16 protein-coding genes are annotated in these 16,632 nt (G+C 71.9%); 6 read left to right on the top strand and 10 right to left on the bottom strand.

What is annotated here, in order from left to right; genetic code table 11:
- Window positions 1–88: 88 nt before the first annotated feature.
- The 4 genes from ACFZBU_RS20150 to ACFZBU_RS20165 all read right to left on the bottom strand — a co-directional run bounded on the left by ACFZBU_RS20150 (window position 89) and on the right by ACFZBU_RS20165 (window position 3,858).
- Complete coding sequence (locus ACFZBU_RS20150; protein ID WP_391584973.1) at window positions 89–886, bottom strand: ABC transporter ATP-binding protein; 798 nt, start codon at window positions 884–886, stop codon at window positions 89–91.
- Window positions 883–1,920, bottom strand: coding sequence for a FecCD family ABC transporter permease (locus tag ACFZBU_RS20155; RefSeq protein WP_391584974.1), 1,038 nt, complete (start codon window positions 1,918–1,920; stop codon window positions 883–885). Before ACFZBU_RS20155 ends, ACFZBU_RS20150 begins: the two co-directional genes overlap by 4 nt.
- Entirely contained in the window at window positions 1,917–2,939 is a 1,023-nt protein-coding gene (locus tag ACFZBU_RS20160) for a FecCD family ABC transporter permease (protein WP_391584975.1), read from the bottom strand. The genes ACFZBU_RS20155 and ACFZBU_RS20160 overlap by 4 nt, the downstream gene beginning before the upstream one ends.
- 292 nt (window positions 2,940–3,231) lie before the next feature.
- Complete coding sequence (locus ACFZBU_RS20165) at window positions 3,232–3,858, bottom strand: hypothetical protein (RefSeq protein ID WP_391584976.1); 627 nt, start codon at window positions 3,856–3,858, stop codon at window positions 3,232–3,234.
- Window positions 3,859–4,097: 239 nt separating this feature from the next.
- On the opposite strand from ACFZBU_RS20165, the gene ACFZBU_RS20170 reads away from it, so the two are divergent.
- Complete coding sequence (locus tag ACFZBU_RS20170; protein ID WP_391584977.1) at window positions 4,098–4,859, top strand: hypothetical protein; 762 nt, start codon at window positions 4,098–4,100, stop codon at window positions 4,857–4,859.
- Between the two features lie 184 nt (window positions 4,860–5,043).
- Here the strand turns inward: ACFZBU_RS20170 and ACFZBU_RS20175 are convergent, their stop codons facing one another.
- From ACFZBU_RS20175 to ACFZBU_RS20200, 6 genes are all read right to left on the bottom strand, one after another.
- Complete coding sequence (locus ACFZBU_RS20175; protein ID WP_391584978.1) at window positions 5,044–5,712, bottom strand: response regulator; 669 nt, start codon at window positions 5,710–5,712, stop codon at window positions 5,044–5,046.
- Window positions 5,709–6,926: a sensor histidine kinase gene (locus ACFZBU_RS20180; RefSeq protein ID WP_391584979.1), complete on the bottom strand. Its 1,218-nt coding sequence runs from the start codon at window positions 6,924–6,926 to the stop codon at window positions 5,709–5,711. Before ACFZBU_RS20180 ends, ACFZBU_RS20175 begins: the two co-directional genes overlap by 4 nt.
- A gap of 217 nt (window positions 6,927–7,143) precedes the next feature.
- Window positions 7,144–7,683: a hypothetical protein gene (locus ACFZBU_RS20185; protein ID WP_391584980.1), complete on the bottom strand. Its 540-nt coding sequence runs from the start codon at window positions 7,681–7,683 to the stop codon at window positions 7,144–7,146.
- A gap of 161 nt (window positions 7,684–7,844) precedes the next feature.
- Window positions 7,845–8,264: a PIN domain-containing protein gene (locus ACFZBU_RS20190; protein WP_391584981.1), complete on the bottom strand. Its 420-nt coding sequence runs from the start codon at window positions 8,262–8,264 to the stop codon at window positions 7,845–7,847.
- A complete protein-coding gene (locus ACFZBU_RS20195) occupies window positions 8,261–8,494 on the bottom strand; it encodes a type II toxin-antitoxin system VapB family antitoxin (protein WP_391584982.1) in 234 nt (77 codons plus the stop codon). The genes ACFZBU_RS20190 and ACFZBU_RS20195 overlap by 4 nt, the downstream gene beginning before the upstream one ends.
- Window positions 8,495–8,525: 31 nt before the next feature.
- A complete protein-coding gene (locus ACFZBU_RS20200; RefSeq protein WP_391584983.1) occupies window positions 8,526–9,443 on the bottom strand; it encodes a winged helix-turn-helix transcriptional regulator in 918 nt (305 codons plus the stop codon).
- 199 nt (window positions 9,444–9,642) lie between these two features.
- Between ACFZBU_RS20200 and ACFZBU_RS20205 the strand changes: the two genes are divergently transcribed.
- From ACFZBU_RS20205 to ACFZBU_RS20225, 5 genes are read left to right on the top strand one after another with little or no spacing between them, the layout of a single operon-like run.
- Window positions 9,643–11,100: a carotenoid oxygenase family protein gene (locus ACFZBU_RS20205; protein WP_391584984.1), complete on the top strand. Its 1,458-nt coding sequence runs from the start codon at window positions 9,643–9,645 to the stop codon at window positions 11,098–11,100.
- On the top strand, window positions 11,097–12,890 hold the full coding sequence (locus ACFZBU_RS20210) for a class I adenylate-forming enzyme family protein (RefSeq protein ID WP_391584985.1): 1,794 nt from the start codon (window positions 11,097–11,099) through the stop codon (window positions 12,888–12,890). The genes ACFZBU_RS20205 and ACFZBU_RS20210 overlap by 4 nt, the downstream gene beginning before the upstream one ends.
- Complete coding sequence (locus ACFZBU_RS20215; protein WP_391584986.1) at window positions 12,887–14,116, top strand: acetyl-CoA acetyltransferase; 1,230 nt, start codon at window positions 12,887–12,889, stop codon at window positions 14,114–14,116. The genes ACFZBU_RS20210 and ACFZBU_RS20215 overlap by 4 nt, the downstream gene beginning before the upstream one ends.
- Window positions 14,113–15,309, top strand: coding sequence for an acetyl-CoA C-acyltransferase (locus tag ACFZBU_RS20220; RefSeq protein WP_391584987.1), 1,197 nt, complete (start codon window positions 14,113–14,115; stop codon window positions 15,307–15,309). Before ACFZBU_RS20215 ends, ACFZBU_RS20220 begins: the two co-directional genes overlap by 4 nt.
- The gene (locus ACFZBU_RS20225) at window positions 15,306–16,316 is read left to right on the top strand and encodes an LLM class F420-dependent oxidoreductase (RefSeq protein ID WP_391584988.1); all 1,011 of its coding nucleotides are present in this window, start codon (window positions 15,306–15,308) and stop codon (window positions 16,314–16,316) included. Before ACFZBU_RS20220 ends, ACFZBU_RS20225 begins: the two co-directional genes overlap by 4 nt.
- Window positions 16,317–16,632: the final 316 nt, after the last annotated feature.

The raw sequence follows: 16,632 nt of genomic DNA on the forward strand, positions 1-16,632 counted from the left end.
CGCAAGGGCATTCTGGATGTTTGTCGCGTAGGGGGCCCGCGAAACCTCCCGAGGGTGTGGAGCGGCGCCGGCCCGGCCGAACCGACGCCTACCCGGCCTTGCGGGGTTCCCCCGGAACGACCATCGGCGCACCGGTGACCGGACACGGGATGACCACACACGCGAGCCCGAAGACGTCGTGCACCAGGTCGGCCGTGACGATCTCGGCGGGGGCGCCCTGCGCGACGATCGAGCCGTCGCGCATCGCGATCAGGTGGTCCGCGTAGCGGCACGCCTGGTTCAGGTCGTGCAACACGGCGACCACGGTGCGTTCGCGGGTGACGTTCAGCTCGCGGACCAGGTCCAGCACCTCGACCTGGTGTGCGATGTCCAGGAACGTGGTCGGCTCGTCCAGGAGCAGGATGCCGGTGCCCTGCGCGAGCGCCATGGCGATCCACACCCGTTGCCGCTGGCCGCCGGAGAGCTCGTCCACGTAGCGGTCGGCGAGTTCGACCACGTCGGTGCGCCGCATCGCGTCGGCGACCACCTCCTCGTCCTCGTCGGACCACTGCTGCCACCAGCGCTGGTACGGCTGCCGGCCACGCGCCACCAGGTCGGCGACGGTGATGCCCTCCGGCGGTACCGGGCTCTGCGGCAGCACGCCGATCCGCCGGGCGATCTCGCGCGTGGGCAGGTCGCGCAGTGCCGCGCCGTCGAGCAGCACGCTGCCGGAGACCGGCTTGAGCAACCGGCCCAGCGAGCGCAACAGGGTGGACTTGCCGCACGCGTTCGGGCCGACCACGACGGTGACCCGGCCGGCGGGCACCTCCAGGTCCAGATCGCGCACCACGATCCGGTCCTCGTAGCCGAGGGTCAGGTCGCGAGCGGCGAGCCGATGGGTGGTCACGAGGCGCCTCCGGCACGGGAACGGGTCAACATCCACAGCAGGTACGGGCCGCCGACGGCGGCGGTGAGCACGCCCACCGGCAGCTCGGCGTTCGAGATCAGCATGCGTGCGCCGATGTCCGCCGAGACCACGATCAGCGCGCCCAGCAGGGCCGAGCACACCAGCGGCACCTGCGGGGTCCGGGCCAGCCGGCGGGCCACCTGCGGCGCCACCAGGGCGACGAAGTCCACCGGCCCGGCCGCGCCCGTGGCCACCGACGCGAGCAGCACGCCGACCACGACCAGGCCCAGCCGGATCCGGCCGAGCCGCAGCCCGAGGGCGATCGCGGTGTCGTCGTCGAAGCCGGCCGAACGGGCCGCCCGCGCCGCCCACACGATCGCCGGGACGAGCGCGAGCAGCACCCAGAACAGCGGCTCGCCCTGGGACCAGCCGCGCCCGTTCAGGCTGCCCGACATCCACACCTTGGCCTGCTGGGCGAGGGTGATGTCGGCCTTGGTCAGGAGCAGGTTGGTGACCGCGGTCAGGGCCACCGAGATGCCGACGCCGATCAGGACGAACCGCTGCGCGTTCAGGCCGCGGCGCCAGGCCAGCACGTAGACCAGGAAGGCCGCGATGCTGCCGCCGGCGACCGCGGTGAGCGGCGTCGCGGTGGGTCCGCCGAGGCCGAAGACCAGGCCGAACACCACGGCCGCCGCGGCGCCGTGCGAGACGCCGATCACGTCCGGGCTGGCCAGCGGGTTGCGGGCGACGGTCTGGATCAGCGCGCCGGCGATGCCGAAGGCCACCCCGACCATCAGCCCGACCGTCGTACGCGGCAGGCGCAGCGTCTCGACCACGATGCTCTCGTCGGCACCCGACAGCACGTCGAGCACCTCGCCGGGCGGGATGAACCGCACCCCCACGCACAGGCTGAGCAGGAAGACGGCCGCGAGCAGGACTGCCAGGACGCCCGCGAGCACCGCGGAGCGGCGATGCACGAGGAACGAGAAGCGCGGGCGGCGAACCAGGAGATGGCCGTACGGGCGGTTGCTCATCCGGACACCACCGGCTTGCGGCGCACCAGCACCACCAGGATCGGCACCCCGATCAGCGCGGTCATCGCGCCCACCTCGACCTCGGCGGGCGGGAAGACGATCCGACCCAGGACGTCGGCGACCAACAACAGGATCGGCGCGAGCAGCGCCGACATGGCCAGCACCCAGCGGTGATCGGTGCCCACCAGAGCGCGCGCGGCATGCGGGACGGCCAGGCCGACGAAGGAGATCGGGCCGGTCGCGGCCACCGCGACGCCGGTCAGTACGGTCGCCCCCAGGCCGCCGATCACCCGGATCCGGTTCACCTTGTGCCCCAGCCCCTTGGCCACGTCGTCGCCCAGCGCGAGCGCGTCCAGGCCGCGTGCGGTGGAGGCCACCAGGAGCAGGCCCACGCCGACGAACGGCAACATCTGCCAGGCCACTTCGTCGGTGCGTCCGGACAACGAGCCGACCAGCCAGAACCGGTACTGGTCCAGCGTGCCCTGATCGGTGGTGAGCACCAGCGTGATCACCGCGCCGAGCGTGGCCGCCAGGGCCTGCCCGGACAGGGCGAGCTTGACCGGGGTGGCGCCGCCGCGCCCGCGCGCCGCGACCGCGTACACCAGCACTCCCGTGCACAGCGCGCCGGCGAAGCCGAACCACACGTATCCGGTCAGGCTGCTCACGCCGAAGACCGAGATCGCGGTCACCACGCCGGTGGCGGCGCCGTTGCTGATGCCCAGGATGCCGGGCTCGGCGATCGGATTGCGGGTCAGCCCCTGCATGCAGGCGCCGGCGATGCCCAGCGACGCGCCGACCAGGAGTGCGACGGCGGTACGCGGCAGGCGCATGGAGTTGACCACGATCGCGTCGTTGGAGTCGCCGCCGTGCACGAGGGCGTCCAGGACGACGCTCGGTGCGATGGCTCGGCTGCCCACGGCGAGGCTGAGCAGACACACGGCGGCGAGCACGAACAGGGCCGAGACCAGGTAGAGGACTCGGCGCTCGATCGGGCGACCCCGCGTCGGGAGGACATTCACTGGAGAAGGCTAGGCTGGCCTAATATGTCCGGCTCAGCCGGGGGCCCGACGTCACCCAGGGTCGCCGGGCGACTGCGCCCGCCGCGCCCGGGGGGCCGCTGCCGACGCGTCCCCGTCGACCGTGCACGCGGCCTCGACCCGAGTGGCTCGGGCCGTGCTCTTCGGCGGGGTTCGGCGCCTTCGGCGGTCCTCGGGTGCATATCAATCGGTGGGCAACTCCGCTCAAGATGTGCGTATTTGACGGTAGCTCTACCCTTTCGAGTGAATCCGGTAGAGATTCGGGCCAAAGCCGTCAATGCTGCCGGATGATCGCTCTCATGAGCGCATGGGGTCGGGCGCGCCGGTGGGGGTGCGTGGTCGGGGCGGGGGCTTTGTTGGCTGCTCCGGCCGGTGTGGCGTGGGCGGGGTCGAGTGCCGGCGGCGGCCACACGCCGGGCACGAGTGTGGATGTGTGCGTCTCGATCGGCAGTTCGCCCGGGGCGAGCGTGCGGGTCGACGTGATTCCGGCCACCGGGCCGCCGACCGGCGGGATCGGGCTGAAGGTCGATTTCAGGCTGGTGCGGGACGGCTCGTGCCGGCCCACGTCCAAGCCGTCGCCGTCGCCGACCAAACCCAAACCCAAGCCCACGCCGTCCACGCGACCGCCGACCACGGCACCGCCGAAGCCCACGCCGGTGCGTACGCCGCCGCCCGCGGTCCGGTCCACGCCGGTCGCGGTCGTGCTGCCCGAGTCGACCCCGCCGGTGCGGCCGACCCCGCCGGCCCCGAAGCCGCCGAGTACACCGCCGCCGACGAGTCCGCCGGTCGTGACTCCGCCACCGTTGCAACCGATCGCGGTCCGGCGTCCGGTGGCCCGCCCGCCCGCGGCGGCACCTCCGGTGCGCGGGAGGTCGATCGTCACCACGACGCTGCTGATCACCGCGCCCGCGGTCCTGGCGGGCGCCGCGCTCAAGCCGCGTGGGCGCGCCGGTGCCCGCGGTTCCGGCGGCGGTTCGCGCTGAGGCCCGGCATACCGAACTCCTGCGGTTCCCGCAGCGGTTCCGCCCGTCCGATTCGTTGCCGGCGGGCGGCTGCTCGGTTCTCGTCCGGGCGCTGTGGACCGCACTCCTTCCGTCCATGCGCTCGGCTCCATCGGAATCCTCGATCCGGAGGTCACCCATGACCCATTGGGTTGTACTGGCGCTCGCGATGGCCGCGGTGTGCGCGGTCGTCTTGGCGGTCGTCGTGCTCAAGTCGCGCCGGTTGCCGGACGACGACGATCCGTCGGCAACCCCGGACGTACTCGAATACATGACGATGATGATCGGCGTGGTCTACGCGATCGTGCTCGGCCTCGCGATCGCCGGTGTGTGGGAGGGGCGGGGCGCGGCCGAGGACGAGGTGCGGCACGAGGCGCAGGCGCTGCACGAGGTCAGCGAGCGGGTCCGGGTCTATCCGCCGCCGGTGCGCGACCAGATCCGGGCGGACATCGACGCCTATGTGAAGTACGTGGTCCGGAAGGAGTGGTCCTACATGGCCGATCACGGCGAACTCTCCGACCGAGGCTCGCAGTTGTTCGAAACGGTGCGGCACCGGGCCACCGACTTCGTGCCGCAGGGCGATCAGGAAACGCAGATGTACCAGCCGATCCTGGACCAGATCGCGATCGCGGACGACGCCCGTCAGGCGCGGGGCGGGCAAGCCGGTTCGTCGATGCCGGGGCTGGTGTGGTTCGGCCTGATCGTCGGTGCCGTGGTCACCGTCGGCATGATCTTCACGCTGCAGATCCGCAGATCCGCACCGGAGTTGATCGTGGCCGGGCTGTTCAGTGCGCTGATCGCGTTCCTGCTGTTCCTGATCTGGGACCTGGATGCGCCGTTCGGCCAGGGCATGACGGCGGCTTCGGACGCCTTCGTGTCGCTGTTCCCCGGAGCCGGATAGCCGGCCGCCGGCGGACGCGTGGCGCCGGCCGGGCGCCGACGAGAAGGCGACGCCCGCCCGGCGCTCGGAACATGGAGGGCTCTGATAACGGGCCTGGGAAGGTGGCCTCCAGCCGGCAGGCCGGGCCGGGCCGAGTCGGGCCCTTGCCGCAACCGGCGCCGCGGTCGTCCCGTGCGCCGCCGGATCAGGTGTCGGAGGCGTCGTGCACGAGGAGGGCGATCTGCACGCGGTTGTTCAGGTCGAGCTTGGTCAGCAGGCGGGATACGTATGCCTTGACGGTTGCGATGCTGATCGAGAGTTCCTTGCCGATCTCGGCATTGGTGTGGCCCTTGCCGACGAGCGCGGCCACGGCGCGTTCGCCCTCGCTGAGGCGGTCGAGTGCCGCCCGGGCGCGGGCTCGGCGCGGGTCGAGGCCGGCCGCGGCCACGTAGGTCATCATGCGGCGCATCACGTCGGGGGAGAGCATCGGTTCGCCGCCGGCGACGCGGCGGATCGCCTCGATGATGTCCGGCGGCGGGGTGTGCTTGAGCAGGAAGCCGCTCGCGCCCGCGCGCATCGCCTTGAGGATGTGGTCGTCGGTGTCGAAGGTGGTCATCACGATCACCTCCGGCGCCTCGGGCCTGGCCCGCACCGCGGCGGTCGCGGCCAGGCCGTCCACCCGGGGCATACGGATGTCCATCAGCACCACGTCGGGGCGATGCGCGTCGACCGCGCCGAGCACGTCGGCACCGTCGGCCACCTCCGCCACCACGCGCACGTCGGGCAGCCCGGAGAGCATCATCGAGAGTCCGGCCCGCACGAGCGCGTCGTCGTCGACGACGAGGACCCGTACACAGCCGTCGGCGGTAGTCATTTGGCCAACGGTAGCCAGACTCGGAGTCGGAAGTCACCGTCACCGGTGCGCCCGTGCTCGAGTCGGCCGCCGATCAGCGCCACCCGCTCGCGCAGCCCGATCAGTCCGGCGCCGGCACCGGGAATGCCGCTGCTCGTGGGGCCGAGCGGCAACCGGTTGACCACTTCGATGGCGAGGCCGTCCTCGGGGGCCGGTGCGACCAGCACGTGCACGTGTGCGCCGGGAGCATGCTTGCGGGCGTTGGTCAGACCCTCCTGGACGATCCGGTAGGCATGCCGGCCGGTGCGCCCGGACACCGAGGGGAGGTCGGCGAGGTCGAGTTGCACGGTCGTACCGGCCTGTCGGGACTCCTCGATCAGTGCGGGCAGGTCGCTGAGCACCGGTTGCGGGCGCTCGGGCTCATTGCCCTCGGTTTCGTCGGGGTGGGCGCGCAGTACGCCGATCACCTCGCGCAGGTCTTCCAGCGCCTCGAACGCGCACTGTCGGATGACCTCGGCGGCGCGTGCCTCCTCGGGTGTCGCACCGGCCCGGTATTCGAGTGCGCCCGCGTGAATCGCGAGCAGTGAGATCCGGTGCGCGAGCACGTCGTGCATCTCCCGGGCGAGCCGCTCGCGTTCGAGGTGGCGGGCCTCCTCCACGCGCAGCCGCTGGCCCTCCTCGGCCTGCCGGGCGCGCTCGCGCCAGGACGCGGTGAGCTGCCGCTGGGACCGGATGAGCATGCCGGTGACCACCGCGATGGTGATCAGCAGGAGCATCGCCAGGACGCCTGTCCAGTAGGAGCGTACGGATTCCGCGCCGACCCAGAACGTGCCTGAGATCAGCGCGACCTGGAACGCGGCGACGGACACGCTGATTCGCCATGGTCGATGGATCGCCAGGTTGAGCAGGACGACCGGGCCCGAGCCGGTGACGGCCGCCGAGAAGAATCCGACCACCACCCAGACCACGGCGAGCCGGGTCGGTCGACTGCGGCGATACAGCAGCAGGGCCGCGAACATGATGCCGCCGAGGACCGCCTCGACCCAGACGTTCGGCGCCCGGTCCTCCTCCTCGAGCGCGGTCGCGAGGATCATCGAGCCGAACACGAGCGCGCCGAGGGCGTAGCCGAGGTCGGCGGCCCATTCGCGGCGGGTCCGCGCCGGGCGATCTGCCGGGCGCGTGGGGGCGACCGGCTCGGCTGCCGGATCGGCGGGGCGGGTGCGGATCTTGAACACGTTCGCAGCCTAGGCAGCGCCACCCCGGCTTCGGCAGTGACCGGGGGTCGACGCCGTCATCGACTTTGGTCTGTGTTCGCGAGCCGGACGGCGCGTGCTCTCGTGCGCGGAGCGGGGCCGATCCGGGCCACCCGGCGGTCGCACCGGCCCACCACCGGACCGGGCCGACGTAGCGCCCACGCGACGGCCCCGCCCGCCGCGTCGTACCGCGCGTCGCTCAGCCGATCTCGGAGAGGCAGTACGTGCTTCCGTAGGTCGGGACCCCGTTGCGCGTCCAGTAGCTGGAGTACGTGTAGTCCGCGCCGCTGACGTTCTCGCACGGCCTGCCGGCCGTCGTGTAGGGGAACACGCGCAGGACCTTGAAGTTGGCCTTGGGGTCGGAGCACCCGACCGATTGCAGTTGCTCCTGGCTCCCGCTCGTGTTGATCCTGCCGCTGAGGCATTCGCCCTTGTCGTACGCGGTCTTGGTGCTCTCCGGGGTCGCCGAGGACTGGGCGGTCCTGGTGGCCCGGCTCGTGGCCGACGGGTACTCGCCTGCCCGGGTCGTGGTCGAGACGGGCGTCGTCGGCGCGTAGCGCGGGACGAACAGCGCGGACGCGGAAGCGGAAGCGGAAGCCGTACTCGTGGCCGAGGTGGAGACGTGCGCGGTGTTCTTGCCATCCCCGTCGCAGGCCCCGACCAGAAGGAGGACGGCCGACACGGCCACGATCACCCCGAACGGTGTGCGCCCGCCGATCGACCCGATCCGATGGTTCATGACGATGCCCTTTCCGTGCCGTGCCATCCACTCGGCGACACCGCAGAACCATGGCCGCCCCCGATTCGCCTCGGCAACCGAATCGCGCGCAATCAAGGGGACTCCCTCAACCGCCACACCCGACGACCACCACCCGGGCGAGGCGTCGGAGCAGGCGCGGGTCAGTCCGCCGCGACGGTCCTGACGTCGCGCTGCCGCGGCTCCTTGCACACGTCCGCCACCGTCGCGAAGTAGTTGTCGACGTGCAGCACGACGAGGTCATGGTGGACGGCGGTTGCACAGATCAGGAGATCCAACGGTCCCGCCGCACGATGCCGGCCATGCTGGGTGAGTTTGTATTGCGCGGTCTCCACCCAGCGCCAAGCGTTCTTCGGGACTTGTACCGGGCTGCACAGATCGTCGATCAGGTCGGCCAACTCGTCACGATGGGCAGGGCCGATCGCGGAGTACAAGAACTCGACGCGGGTCGGTTCGCAGATGTGCAGCGCTCCCGCTGCGGCGTGGCCCTCCCATGCGCGACCGGCTCCGGGAGTGCGGAACAGGTGCCAGAGTGCGGAAGTGTCGAGGAGATATCGGATCACTCGAAGGCCGCCCGCCGGGCCTTCTCGGCCGCGGCGTGCGCCTCCGCTGCCTGATCGAACTCACCACGCATGCCCCGCTCGACCAGATTCTCCAGCGCTTCGAGGCGCTTGACGCGGGCCACATAGTCGCGAAGCGCAGCGTTGACCGTTTCCTTTTTGGTCGTCGTGCCCATGAGCCGCATTGCCTCGGCAAGAGCTTCGTCATCGAGATCTATTTGGGTGACCGACATCCGTCCCTCCCGATGTTGGTTATGTGGGTAATCAGTGTACATGACCCACATCGACCGAGTCGGGGCGGAGTTCCGTGTTGCAGGCGTTGCAGGTCCAGCGGGGGATCAGTGGGTTGTCGCAGGTGACGTGGGTGATGCGGACGCCGGCGAGGCCGTCGGCGGTGAAGCGTTGTTCGGACCAGGCGATCAGGAAGGCGAAGGTCGGGAAGAAGTCGTGGCCCTTGGGGGTCAGTCGGTAACCGGTGCGCCGGGCGCCTTCCCGGAGCGGGACGCGGGTCAGGATGCCCTCGTCGGTGAGCAGGCCCAGGCGGGTGGTCAGGGTGTGCGGGGCGGTGTCGTGCAGCAGGCGTTGGAAGTCGCCGAAGCGGTGCACGCCCAGGAACGCGGCGGCCAGGATCGCCGTGGAGGTGCGATCGGCCAGGACGGCCGCCGCGGCGATCGGGGAGTGCTCGCCGGTCGCGGCGGCCGAGCGGTGGTAGCGCCGCCTCGGGTTGGTGGCCGCGGCCGGTACCGCCGGGTCGCGCACCGCGGCGGTGTCCCGTGCGCTCACCCCGATCGCCCCGCACGCGCCGCAGCCGAAGATCGGATCGAAGGCGTGTCCGCAGGTCAGGTGGCGTGGGCGGGCCCGGACCCGAAGCGGCGAGGTGGGCGCCCAGCGGCGGTCCCAGGCGTTGATCGCCATGAACGCCGGCCACAGGTCCTCGCCCGCGTCGGTCAGCCGGTACTCCTGGCGTGGCCCGGCGACGGCCAGTACACCGTCGGCCAGCAGATCGCGCAGCCGTCGGGTGAGCACCGGGTCGGAGATGGCCAGCGCCGACTTGAGGTCGCCGAACCGCACCGGGCCGGCCAGTGCGGCCCGCACGATCAGCAGATTCCACAGGTCGCCCATCACCAGCAGGCCGTGACCCAGCGAGGTGGGGGCCGGGGGCGGGGCGGGGGCAGTCTCCATGGGCGAAGTATTCCTTCGGTCGCATGCACGGGCGCGACGAGGCTCCGGAACCGGCCGCGGCCGGCGATCCCGGGAGCCTCGAATGCTTCGAGAGCCTCGATCCGGCTACTTCCACTCTGGAAGTATTCGAACCCTCGGGTTAGCCTCCCGGCATACGCGCGTCCCCGTCCGGCGAGTTCGAACCGATCTCGGAGTGGCCATGAACGACGAACCCAGCGTGGTGATCAAGCCGGTCGAAGACGGTGAGGAGAATCCCTACCTGCTCGGGGTGTATGCGCCCGTCGTGGACGAGATCTCCGCCGACGATCTGGAAGTGATCGGCTCGATCCCGACCGACCTCAACGGTGTGTACCTGCGCAACGGCCCGAACCGCCGATTCCCGGTGACCGGCCGGTACCACTGGTTCGACGGCGACGGCATGATTCACGGGCTGCACTTCGAGAACGGTCGGGCGCGGTACGTGAACCGCTGGGTGCGCACCGAGGCGTTCGAGGCGGAGAGCCGGGCCGGCCGCGGGTTGTGGACCGGCGTGATGGAGGACCCCGCGGGCAACCCGTTCGGCAACGGACACGGCCTGGGGCTGAAGGACTCCGCGAACACCGACGTCACCTTCTTCAACGGCCGGCTGCTGGCGAGTTGGTACCTGTGCGGCAGCCCGCGCGCCTTGGACCCGCTGTCGCTGGCCACGCTCGGCCCGGAAACCTTCCTGGGCACGCTCACCGGGGATTTCATGGCCCACCCCAAGGCCGACGAGGCGACCGGGGAACTCTTCTGGTTCGACTACGGCCCCGAACCGCCGTACCTGCGCTATGGCGTCGTCGGCGCGGACGGCAAGGTCGCACACACCACGACCGTCGACCTGCCCGGCCCGCGTCTGCCGCACGACATGGCGATCACCGAGAACCACGCGATCCTGATGGACCTGCCGCTGATCCAGGACCAGGAGGCGCGCCGACAGGGCCGGTACAAGCTGCACTTCGATCGCATGCTGCCGTCCCGGTTCGCCGTCCTGCCCCGGTACGGGGACGGCTCGCGGGTGCGCTGGTTCGAGGCGGCGCCCGGGTACATCTACCACGTCGTCAACTCCTGGGAGGAGCCCGGCGAGATCGTGCTGGACGTGTGCCGGGTCAAGGACCCACAGCACCAGCCGCGGATCGACCACCCGCTCGCCCGGATGCTCGCCTATCTGCGGCTGGACGCCCAACTGTGGCGCTACCGCTTCGACTTGGTCACCGGACGGACCACCGAGGGCCCGCGCGACGACGACAACACCGAGTTCCCCACCATCGACTCGCGCCTGGTGGGCCGGCGCAACCGCTACGCCTACAACGTGCACATCGCGCGCGAGGACACCCTGCTCTTCGACGGCATCGTGCGCTACGACCTGCATACCGGCGAACGCCTGGACCACCGCTTCGGCACCGGGCGGTGGGGTTCCGAGGCGCCGTTCGCCGCGCGCGACGGCAGTACCGGCGAGGACGACGGATACCTGGTGTCGTTCGTGACCGACGAGCGCGAAGGCCGATCCGAGGTCGTCGTGCTGGACGCCGCCGACCTGACGGCGGGACCGGTGTGCCGGATCCTGCTCCCGGTCCGGGTGCCGGTCGGCTTCCACGCCACCTGGGTGCGGGCCGACCAGCTCGGAGGCCGAGGATGAGACTGCACACCGCCGAACAGGCCGCGCGCTACGCGCCGTGGTGGGGCGGTCCGACCTGGGACCGGATCTTCCGCGACCGGGTGGCCGAACACCCGAACCGCACCGCGATCGTCGACCCACCCAACCGCGACACCCTGATGGACGGCGCGCCCAAACGTCTGACCTGGGCCGAACTCGACGCCTACGTCGACGCGTTGTCCGCCGTCCTGCTCGATCGCGGCGTGGTGCGCGACACCGTGGTCGGCGTGCAACTGCCCAACTCGGTCGAACTCGCCGCCGCCTACCTGGCGATCACCCGGCTCGGCGCGATCGCGACCCCGTTCCCGGTGCAGTACCGCGAGTTCGAGCTGGAGGAGTTGGCCCGACTCGCCGACGTCCGGGTGTTCGTCACCGCCACCCGGGCGGGCTCGTGGCGTGCGGCGGAGGCGATCGTGGGGCTGCCGCTGTCCGGGCTGCGGGCGGTGCTGGCCTTCGGTGACGACGTGCCCGAGGGCGTCACCGCGCTCGACGTCGCGTGCGCCACGGCCTCCACCCGGCTGCTCGACCGGTATCCGGACGGCCTGGACACCGACTCCGGCGACTGCGTGACGATCTGTTGGACCTCGGGGACCGAGGCCGTGCCCAAGGGAGTTCCGCGCTGCCCCGACGATTGGGCGCCGATGGCTCTGGGCAGCATCGACGCCGCCGAGCTGACCGACCGGGACGTGCTGCTCAATCCCTTCCCGATGGTCAACATGGCGGGCATCGCCGGGATGTTCCTGCCCTGGCTGATGACCGGCGCGGTCCTCGTGCAGCACCACCCGTTCGATCCGGGCGTGTTCCTGGGCCAACTCGTTGCCGAGCAGGTCACATACACGGTGGTACCGCCCGCGCTGCTGACGACGATGTTGCGCCGCGACGACCTGCCGATCGGGGCGCTCGCGTCGCTGCGTGTGGTCGGTTCGGGATCGGCGCCGCTGACCGAGGAGATGACCGCCGGCTGGGCCGAACGGTTCGGCATCGAGGTGATCAACTACTTCGGCTCCAACGAGGGCGCGAGCCTGGCGGCGGACCCGGGCACGGTGCCCGATCACCGCGACCGTGCGCACTACTTCCCGCGCTTCGGCTCACCCGGGCACACCTGGTCCAACCGCGCCTCGCACGGCATGCGCAGCCGGTTGGTGGACCTCGCCACCGAGCTGGAGATCACCGAGGTCGGGGTGCCGGGGGAGTTGCGCCTGAAGGGGCCCGGGGTGTTCTCCGGGTATGTCACGCGTGATCCCCGGGCCCGCATGGCCGCCTTCGACGAGGACGGCTGGTTCCGTACCGGGGACATGTTCGCGTATGCGGCCGACGCTTCGGGGGACCCGTGCTGGTTGCGCTACGTCGATCGGGCCAAGGACATCGTGGTGCGCGGCGGGATGAACATCTCCGCGGCCGAGGTGGAGGGCCACCTGGTGGCCCATCCGGCGATCGCCGAGGCCGCGATCGTCGCGCTGCCGGACGCCGTGCTGGGCGAACGGGCGTGCGCGGTCGTGGTGGTCGCACCCGGCGAGCGTACGCCGACCCTGGCCGAACTGACCGCGTTCCTGAGGGGGCGTCACATCGCGGTGTACAAACTGCCGGAGCGGCTCGAAGCGGTCGAGGCGCTGCCCCGCAACCCGGTCGGCAAGGTCCGCAAGGCGCAATTGCGCGCCCACTTCGCGGAATCCGCGGCGGGCCCGGCCTCGGCGCCTGCCGGCTCGGCGGCGGGTCCGGGTGCGTCCACCGGGCCCGCCGTCGAGGACCGCCCGGAAGGAGGCGACTCATGAGCCCCACGCCCCTCTACATCCTCGGCGGCGCGCAGACCGACTTCGCCCGAAACTGGACCAAGGAGGGCCTGGGCCTGATCGACATGCTGCGCGAGGTCGCACTCGCCGCGGCGGTGGACGCGCGGGTGGATCCCGGTGCGATCGAGGTCGTGCACGTGGGCAATCTGGCGGCCGAACTGTTCGCGGGGCAGGCGCACCTGGGCGGCCTGATGGCCACCGCCGTACCCGAGTTGGCGGGCCGGCCGAGCATGCGGCACGAGGCGGCCTGCGCGTCGGGAAGTTGTGCGGTGCTCGCGGCCGGCGCCGATCTCCAGGCCGGACGATACGATCTCGCGCTCGTGGTCGGCGTCGAGCTGATGCGCAATGTGCCCGCGAACGTGGGCGCGAGCCATCTGGGTACCGCCGCGTGGGCCGGACACGAGGCGTCGGGCGCGGAGTTCCCGTGGCCGACGTTGTTCGCCGAGATCGCCGACGCCTACGCCGCCCGGTACCGCCTGGACCCGGCCCATCCGGGCGCCTTCGCGGCAGGCGCGTTCGCGAACGCCGCACGCAATCCGCTTGCCCAGGCCCGGGACTGGGACTTCGCGCCGGCGGCCTTCACCGCCGACGACACGGCCAATCCGCCGGTCGCGGGCCGGCTGCGGCGCACCGACTGCGGTCGGATCACCGACGGCGCCGCCGCCGTGGTCCTGGCCTCGCCCGCATGGATGGCCGAACACGGCCCGGACCCGGCCGGGGCGGCGTGTGTGCGCGGCTTCGGGCACCGCACCGACACGTTGTCCCTGGCCGCCAAGCTGGCCCGGACCGACGAGGCGGCGATGTTCCCGCAGTTGGCCGGCGCGGTCGCGGACGCCTACCGGCGCGCCGGGCTGCGCGGCGCCGGCGAGGTGGACGTGGCCGAGCTGCACGACTGCTTCAGCATCACCGGCCTGGTGGCCCTGGAACACCTGGGCGTGTGCGGCCCGGGGGAAGCCGGACGCCTGGTCGCCGACGGGGTGTTCGGGCCGGGCGGCCGGTTGCCGGTCAACCCGGGTGGCGGACTGCTGGCGCTGGGCCATCCGGTCGGCGCCACCGGAGTGCGGATGGTGCTCGACGCGGCGCGGCAGGTGACCGGTCGGGCCGGGCCGATCCAGGTCGAGGGCGCGCGCACCGCGCTGACCGTCAATGTCGGCGGCTCCTTCACGACGGTCGTCACCACGATCGTGGGCCGGGGCGCGGACGCGTGACCGGGGACGTGTACATCCTCGACGCGGTGCGGACGCCGCGCGGGAAGGCTTCGCCGCGTGGCGGGTTGGCCGGGGTGTCGGCGCCGGCTCTGGTCGAGCACGTGCTGACCGCGTTGGTGGCGCGGACCGGGGTCGATCCGGCGGAGGTGGACGACGTACTGCTGGGCTGCGCGGGGCAGGTGGACGAGCAGGGCGCCAATCCGGCGCGCACCGCGGTGTTGACGCTGGGCTGGCCGGACGTGGTGCCCGGGCAGATGATCAACCGGTTCTGCGCGTCGGGGATCGACGCGGTTTCCTCGGCCGCGGCCCTGGTCAGGTCCGGGCAGGCCGATCTGCTGATCGCGGGCGGGGTCGAATCCTCTTCCCGGGTGCCGATGTTCGCGGACCGCGGACCGCTGTGGACGAACGCGGCCGTGATCGAGCGGGTCGGCGGCGTGCATATGGGGATCGCGGCCGACGTGGTGGCGACGGAGGAGGGCTACGACCGCGCCGAATTGGACGCCTACGGGGCGCACACCCAGGAACGCGCGGCGCGGGCCTGGGCGCTGGGCCGGTTCGCCGACGCGGTGGTGCCGCTGCCGGGTGGGTTGGCCCACGACGAGCATGTGCGGCCCGGTACGAGTGCGGACGAACTCGGCAAGTTGGAACCGGCGTTCGCCGAACTCGGAGCCGCCGGTCAGGATGCGCTCGCGCTTCGGCACCTGCCGCATCTGGGCCGGATCCGGCATCTGCACACTCGGGGCACCTCGCCGTCGGTGGCCGACGGGGCGTGCGTGTTGTTGCTCGGGACCCTTGCGCAGGCGGAACGGCTGGGGTTGCGGCCGATGGCGCGGGTGGTGTCCTCGGCCGCGGCGGGCAGCGACCCGGTCCGGATGTTGACGGCGGGTCAGCGGGCGATCGGCAAGGCGCTGGTCCGGGCCGGACTGGGGCCCGGGGATCTGGACGTGGTGGAGTTCGCCGAGGCGTTCGCCGCGCTGTGCCTGAAGATCCGTCGCGAACTCGGTTTCGGGGACGACCGGTTCAACGTGAACGGCGGCACGATCGCGATGGGGCACGCGTTCGGCGCCACCGGCGCGATCCTGGTCGGCGCGTGTGCGAGTGAACTCATGCGCTCGGGTGGGCGGTTCGGAGTGGCGGCGGTCAGCGGGGCGGCAGGGTCGGGGTCGGCCGTGGTGTTGGAGCGGGTGACGTGAACAAGGACGAGGTGTCGACCGGGGCGGGCCTGTCGGTCTCGCTCGGCCTGTGGCAGGACCGTCCGGCGGCGGAGGCCATCGCGACGGCGCGGCTGGCCGACGAACTCGGCTACGACGAACTGTGGCTCGGCGAGATGGCCACCTACGACGTGTTCGCGCTGGCCACCGCGGTCGCCGGGGTCACCGAGCGGATCCCGTTGACCGTGGGGCCGTTGGCGGTGACCGTACGCGATCCGGCGACCATCGCGATGGGCGTGGCCTCGGTCCGGGCGCTGACCGGGCGGCGGGTGACGGTGGCGTTGGGGACGTCCTCGACGGTGGTGGTCGAGGAGTGGCACGGGCGCTCACGGGCCCGGGCGGGTGTCGCGTTGGCGGAATCGGCCCGGCAGACGCGGGAGTTGTTGGACGGCGCCAGGTCGGATGGGCAGGGGTCGGTGCTGCGTTCGCGCGGGTACCGGCTGCGGTTGCCGGCGCCGGGCGGATCGGGGTTGACGGTCGCCGCGTTCGGGCCCGCGGCGATCCGGACGGCGGCGCGGTATGCGGATCGGCTGGTGCTGAACCTGGTGTCGGTGGAGACGGCGGGGGAGCTGATCGGTTCGCTGGAGCGCGCCGCACAGGAGGCCGGGCGGCCGCGCCCCCGGGTCGCCGCGTGGGTGTGTGCGGCGGTGGAGGCGAAGCCGGGGGCCGTTGTGGCGGAGGGGACGGAGCAGTTGCGGCGCGGGCTGGTGGGGTATCTGGCGGCGCCCGGGTATGCGGAGATGTTCGCCCGCGCGGGCTTCGCGGAGCTGGTCGCGTATGCGCGCACGCGGCCGCATCCGCGGGAGTTGTGGGCCGCGATTCCGCCTTCGGCGGTTTCGGCGGTGGGCGTCGTGGGGTCGGTGGCGCATGCGCGGGAGCGGATCGCGGAGTATCGGGGGGTGGGGGTGGACGAGGTGGTGCTTGTGCCTGCGGCTACGGCGGGGGATCCGGCTGGGGCGGCGACGTTGTCGGCGCTTTCCGGTGGGTGACGCATTGTCCTCATGGCCGGACGGGCTTGGGGTGGCCCGGTCCGTTTGTCCTCAAACGCCGGACGGGCTGGGGTTGCCTGGTTCGTTTGTCCTCAAGCGCCGGACGGGCTGGGGGTTGCCTGGTTCGTTTGTCCTCAAGCGCCCGACGGGCTGGGGTGGCCCGGTCCGTTTGTCCTCAAACGCCGGACGGGCTGGGGTGGCCCGGTCCGTTTGTCCTCAAACGCCGGACGGGCTGGAGGGGTTGCTCGGACGGGCTGAAGGGTTGCTCGGACGGGCTGGGGCGCTCGGACCGGCTGTGGGGACTGTCCGGGCGGGC

It is taken from the genome of Embleya sp. NPDC008237, from assembly GCF_042956465.1.
Lineage (GTDB): Bacteria > Actinomycetota > Actinomycetes > Streptomycetales > Streptomycetaceae > Embleya.

What these genes read in the sequence shown, in the direction of transcription:
- ACFZBU_RS20155 (WP_391584974.1), bottom strand. Translation starts at nt 1,920, where the DNA reads ATGAGCAACCGCCCGTACGGCCATCTCCTGGTTCGCCGCCCGCGCTTC.
- ACFZBU_RS20170 (WP_391584977.1), top strand. Translation starts at nt 4,098, where the DNA reads ATGACCCATTGGGTTGTACTGGCGCTCGCGATGGCCGCGGTGTGCGCG.
- ACFZBU_RS20175 (WP_391584978.1), bottom strand. Translation starts at nt 5,712, where the DNA reads ATGACTACCGCCGACGGCTGTGTACGGGTCCTCGTCGTCGACGACGAC.
- ACFZBU_RS20185 (WP_391584980.1), bottom strand. Translation starts at nt 7,683, where the DNA reads ATGAACCATCGGATCGGGTCGATCGGCGGGCGCACACCGTTCGGGGTG.
- ACFZBU_RS20195 (WP_391584982.1), bottom strand. Translation starts at nt 8,494, where the DNA reads ATGTCGGTCACCCAAATAGATCTCGATGACGAAGCTCTTGCCGAGGCA.
- ACFZBU_RS20200 (WP_391584983.1), bottom strand. Translation starts at nt 9,443, where the DNA reads ATGGAGACTGCCCCCGCCCCGCCCCCGGCCCCCACCTCGCTGGGTCAC.
- ACFZBU_RS20205 (WP_391584984.1), top strand. Translation starts at nt 9,643, where the DNA reads ATGAACGACGAACCCAGCGTGGTGATCAAGCCGGTCGAAGACGGTGAG.
- ACFZBU_RS20210 (WP_391584985.1), top strand. Translation starts at nt 11,097, where the DNA reads ATGAGACTGCACACCGCCGAACAGGCCGCGCGCTACGCGCCGTGGTGG.
- ACFZBU_RS20215 (WP_391584986.1), top strand. Translation starts at nt 12,887, where the DNA reads ATGAGCCCCACGCCCCTCTACATCCTCGGCGGCGCGCAGACCGACTTC.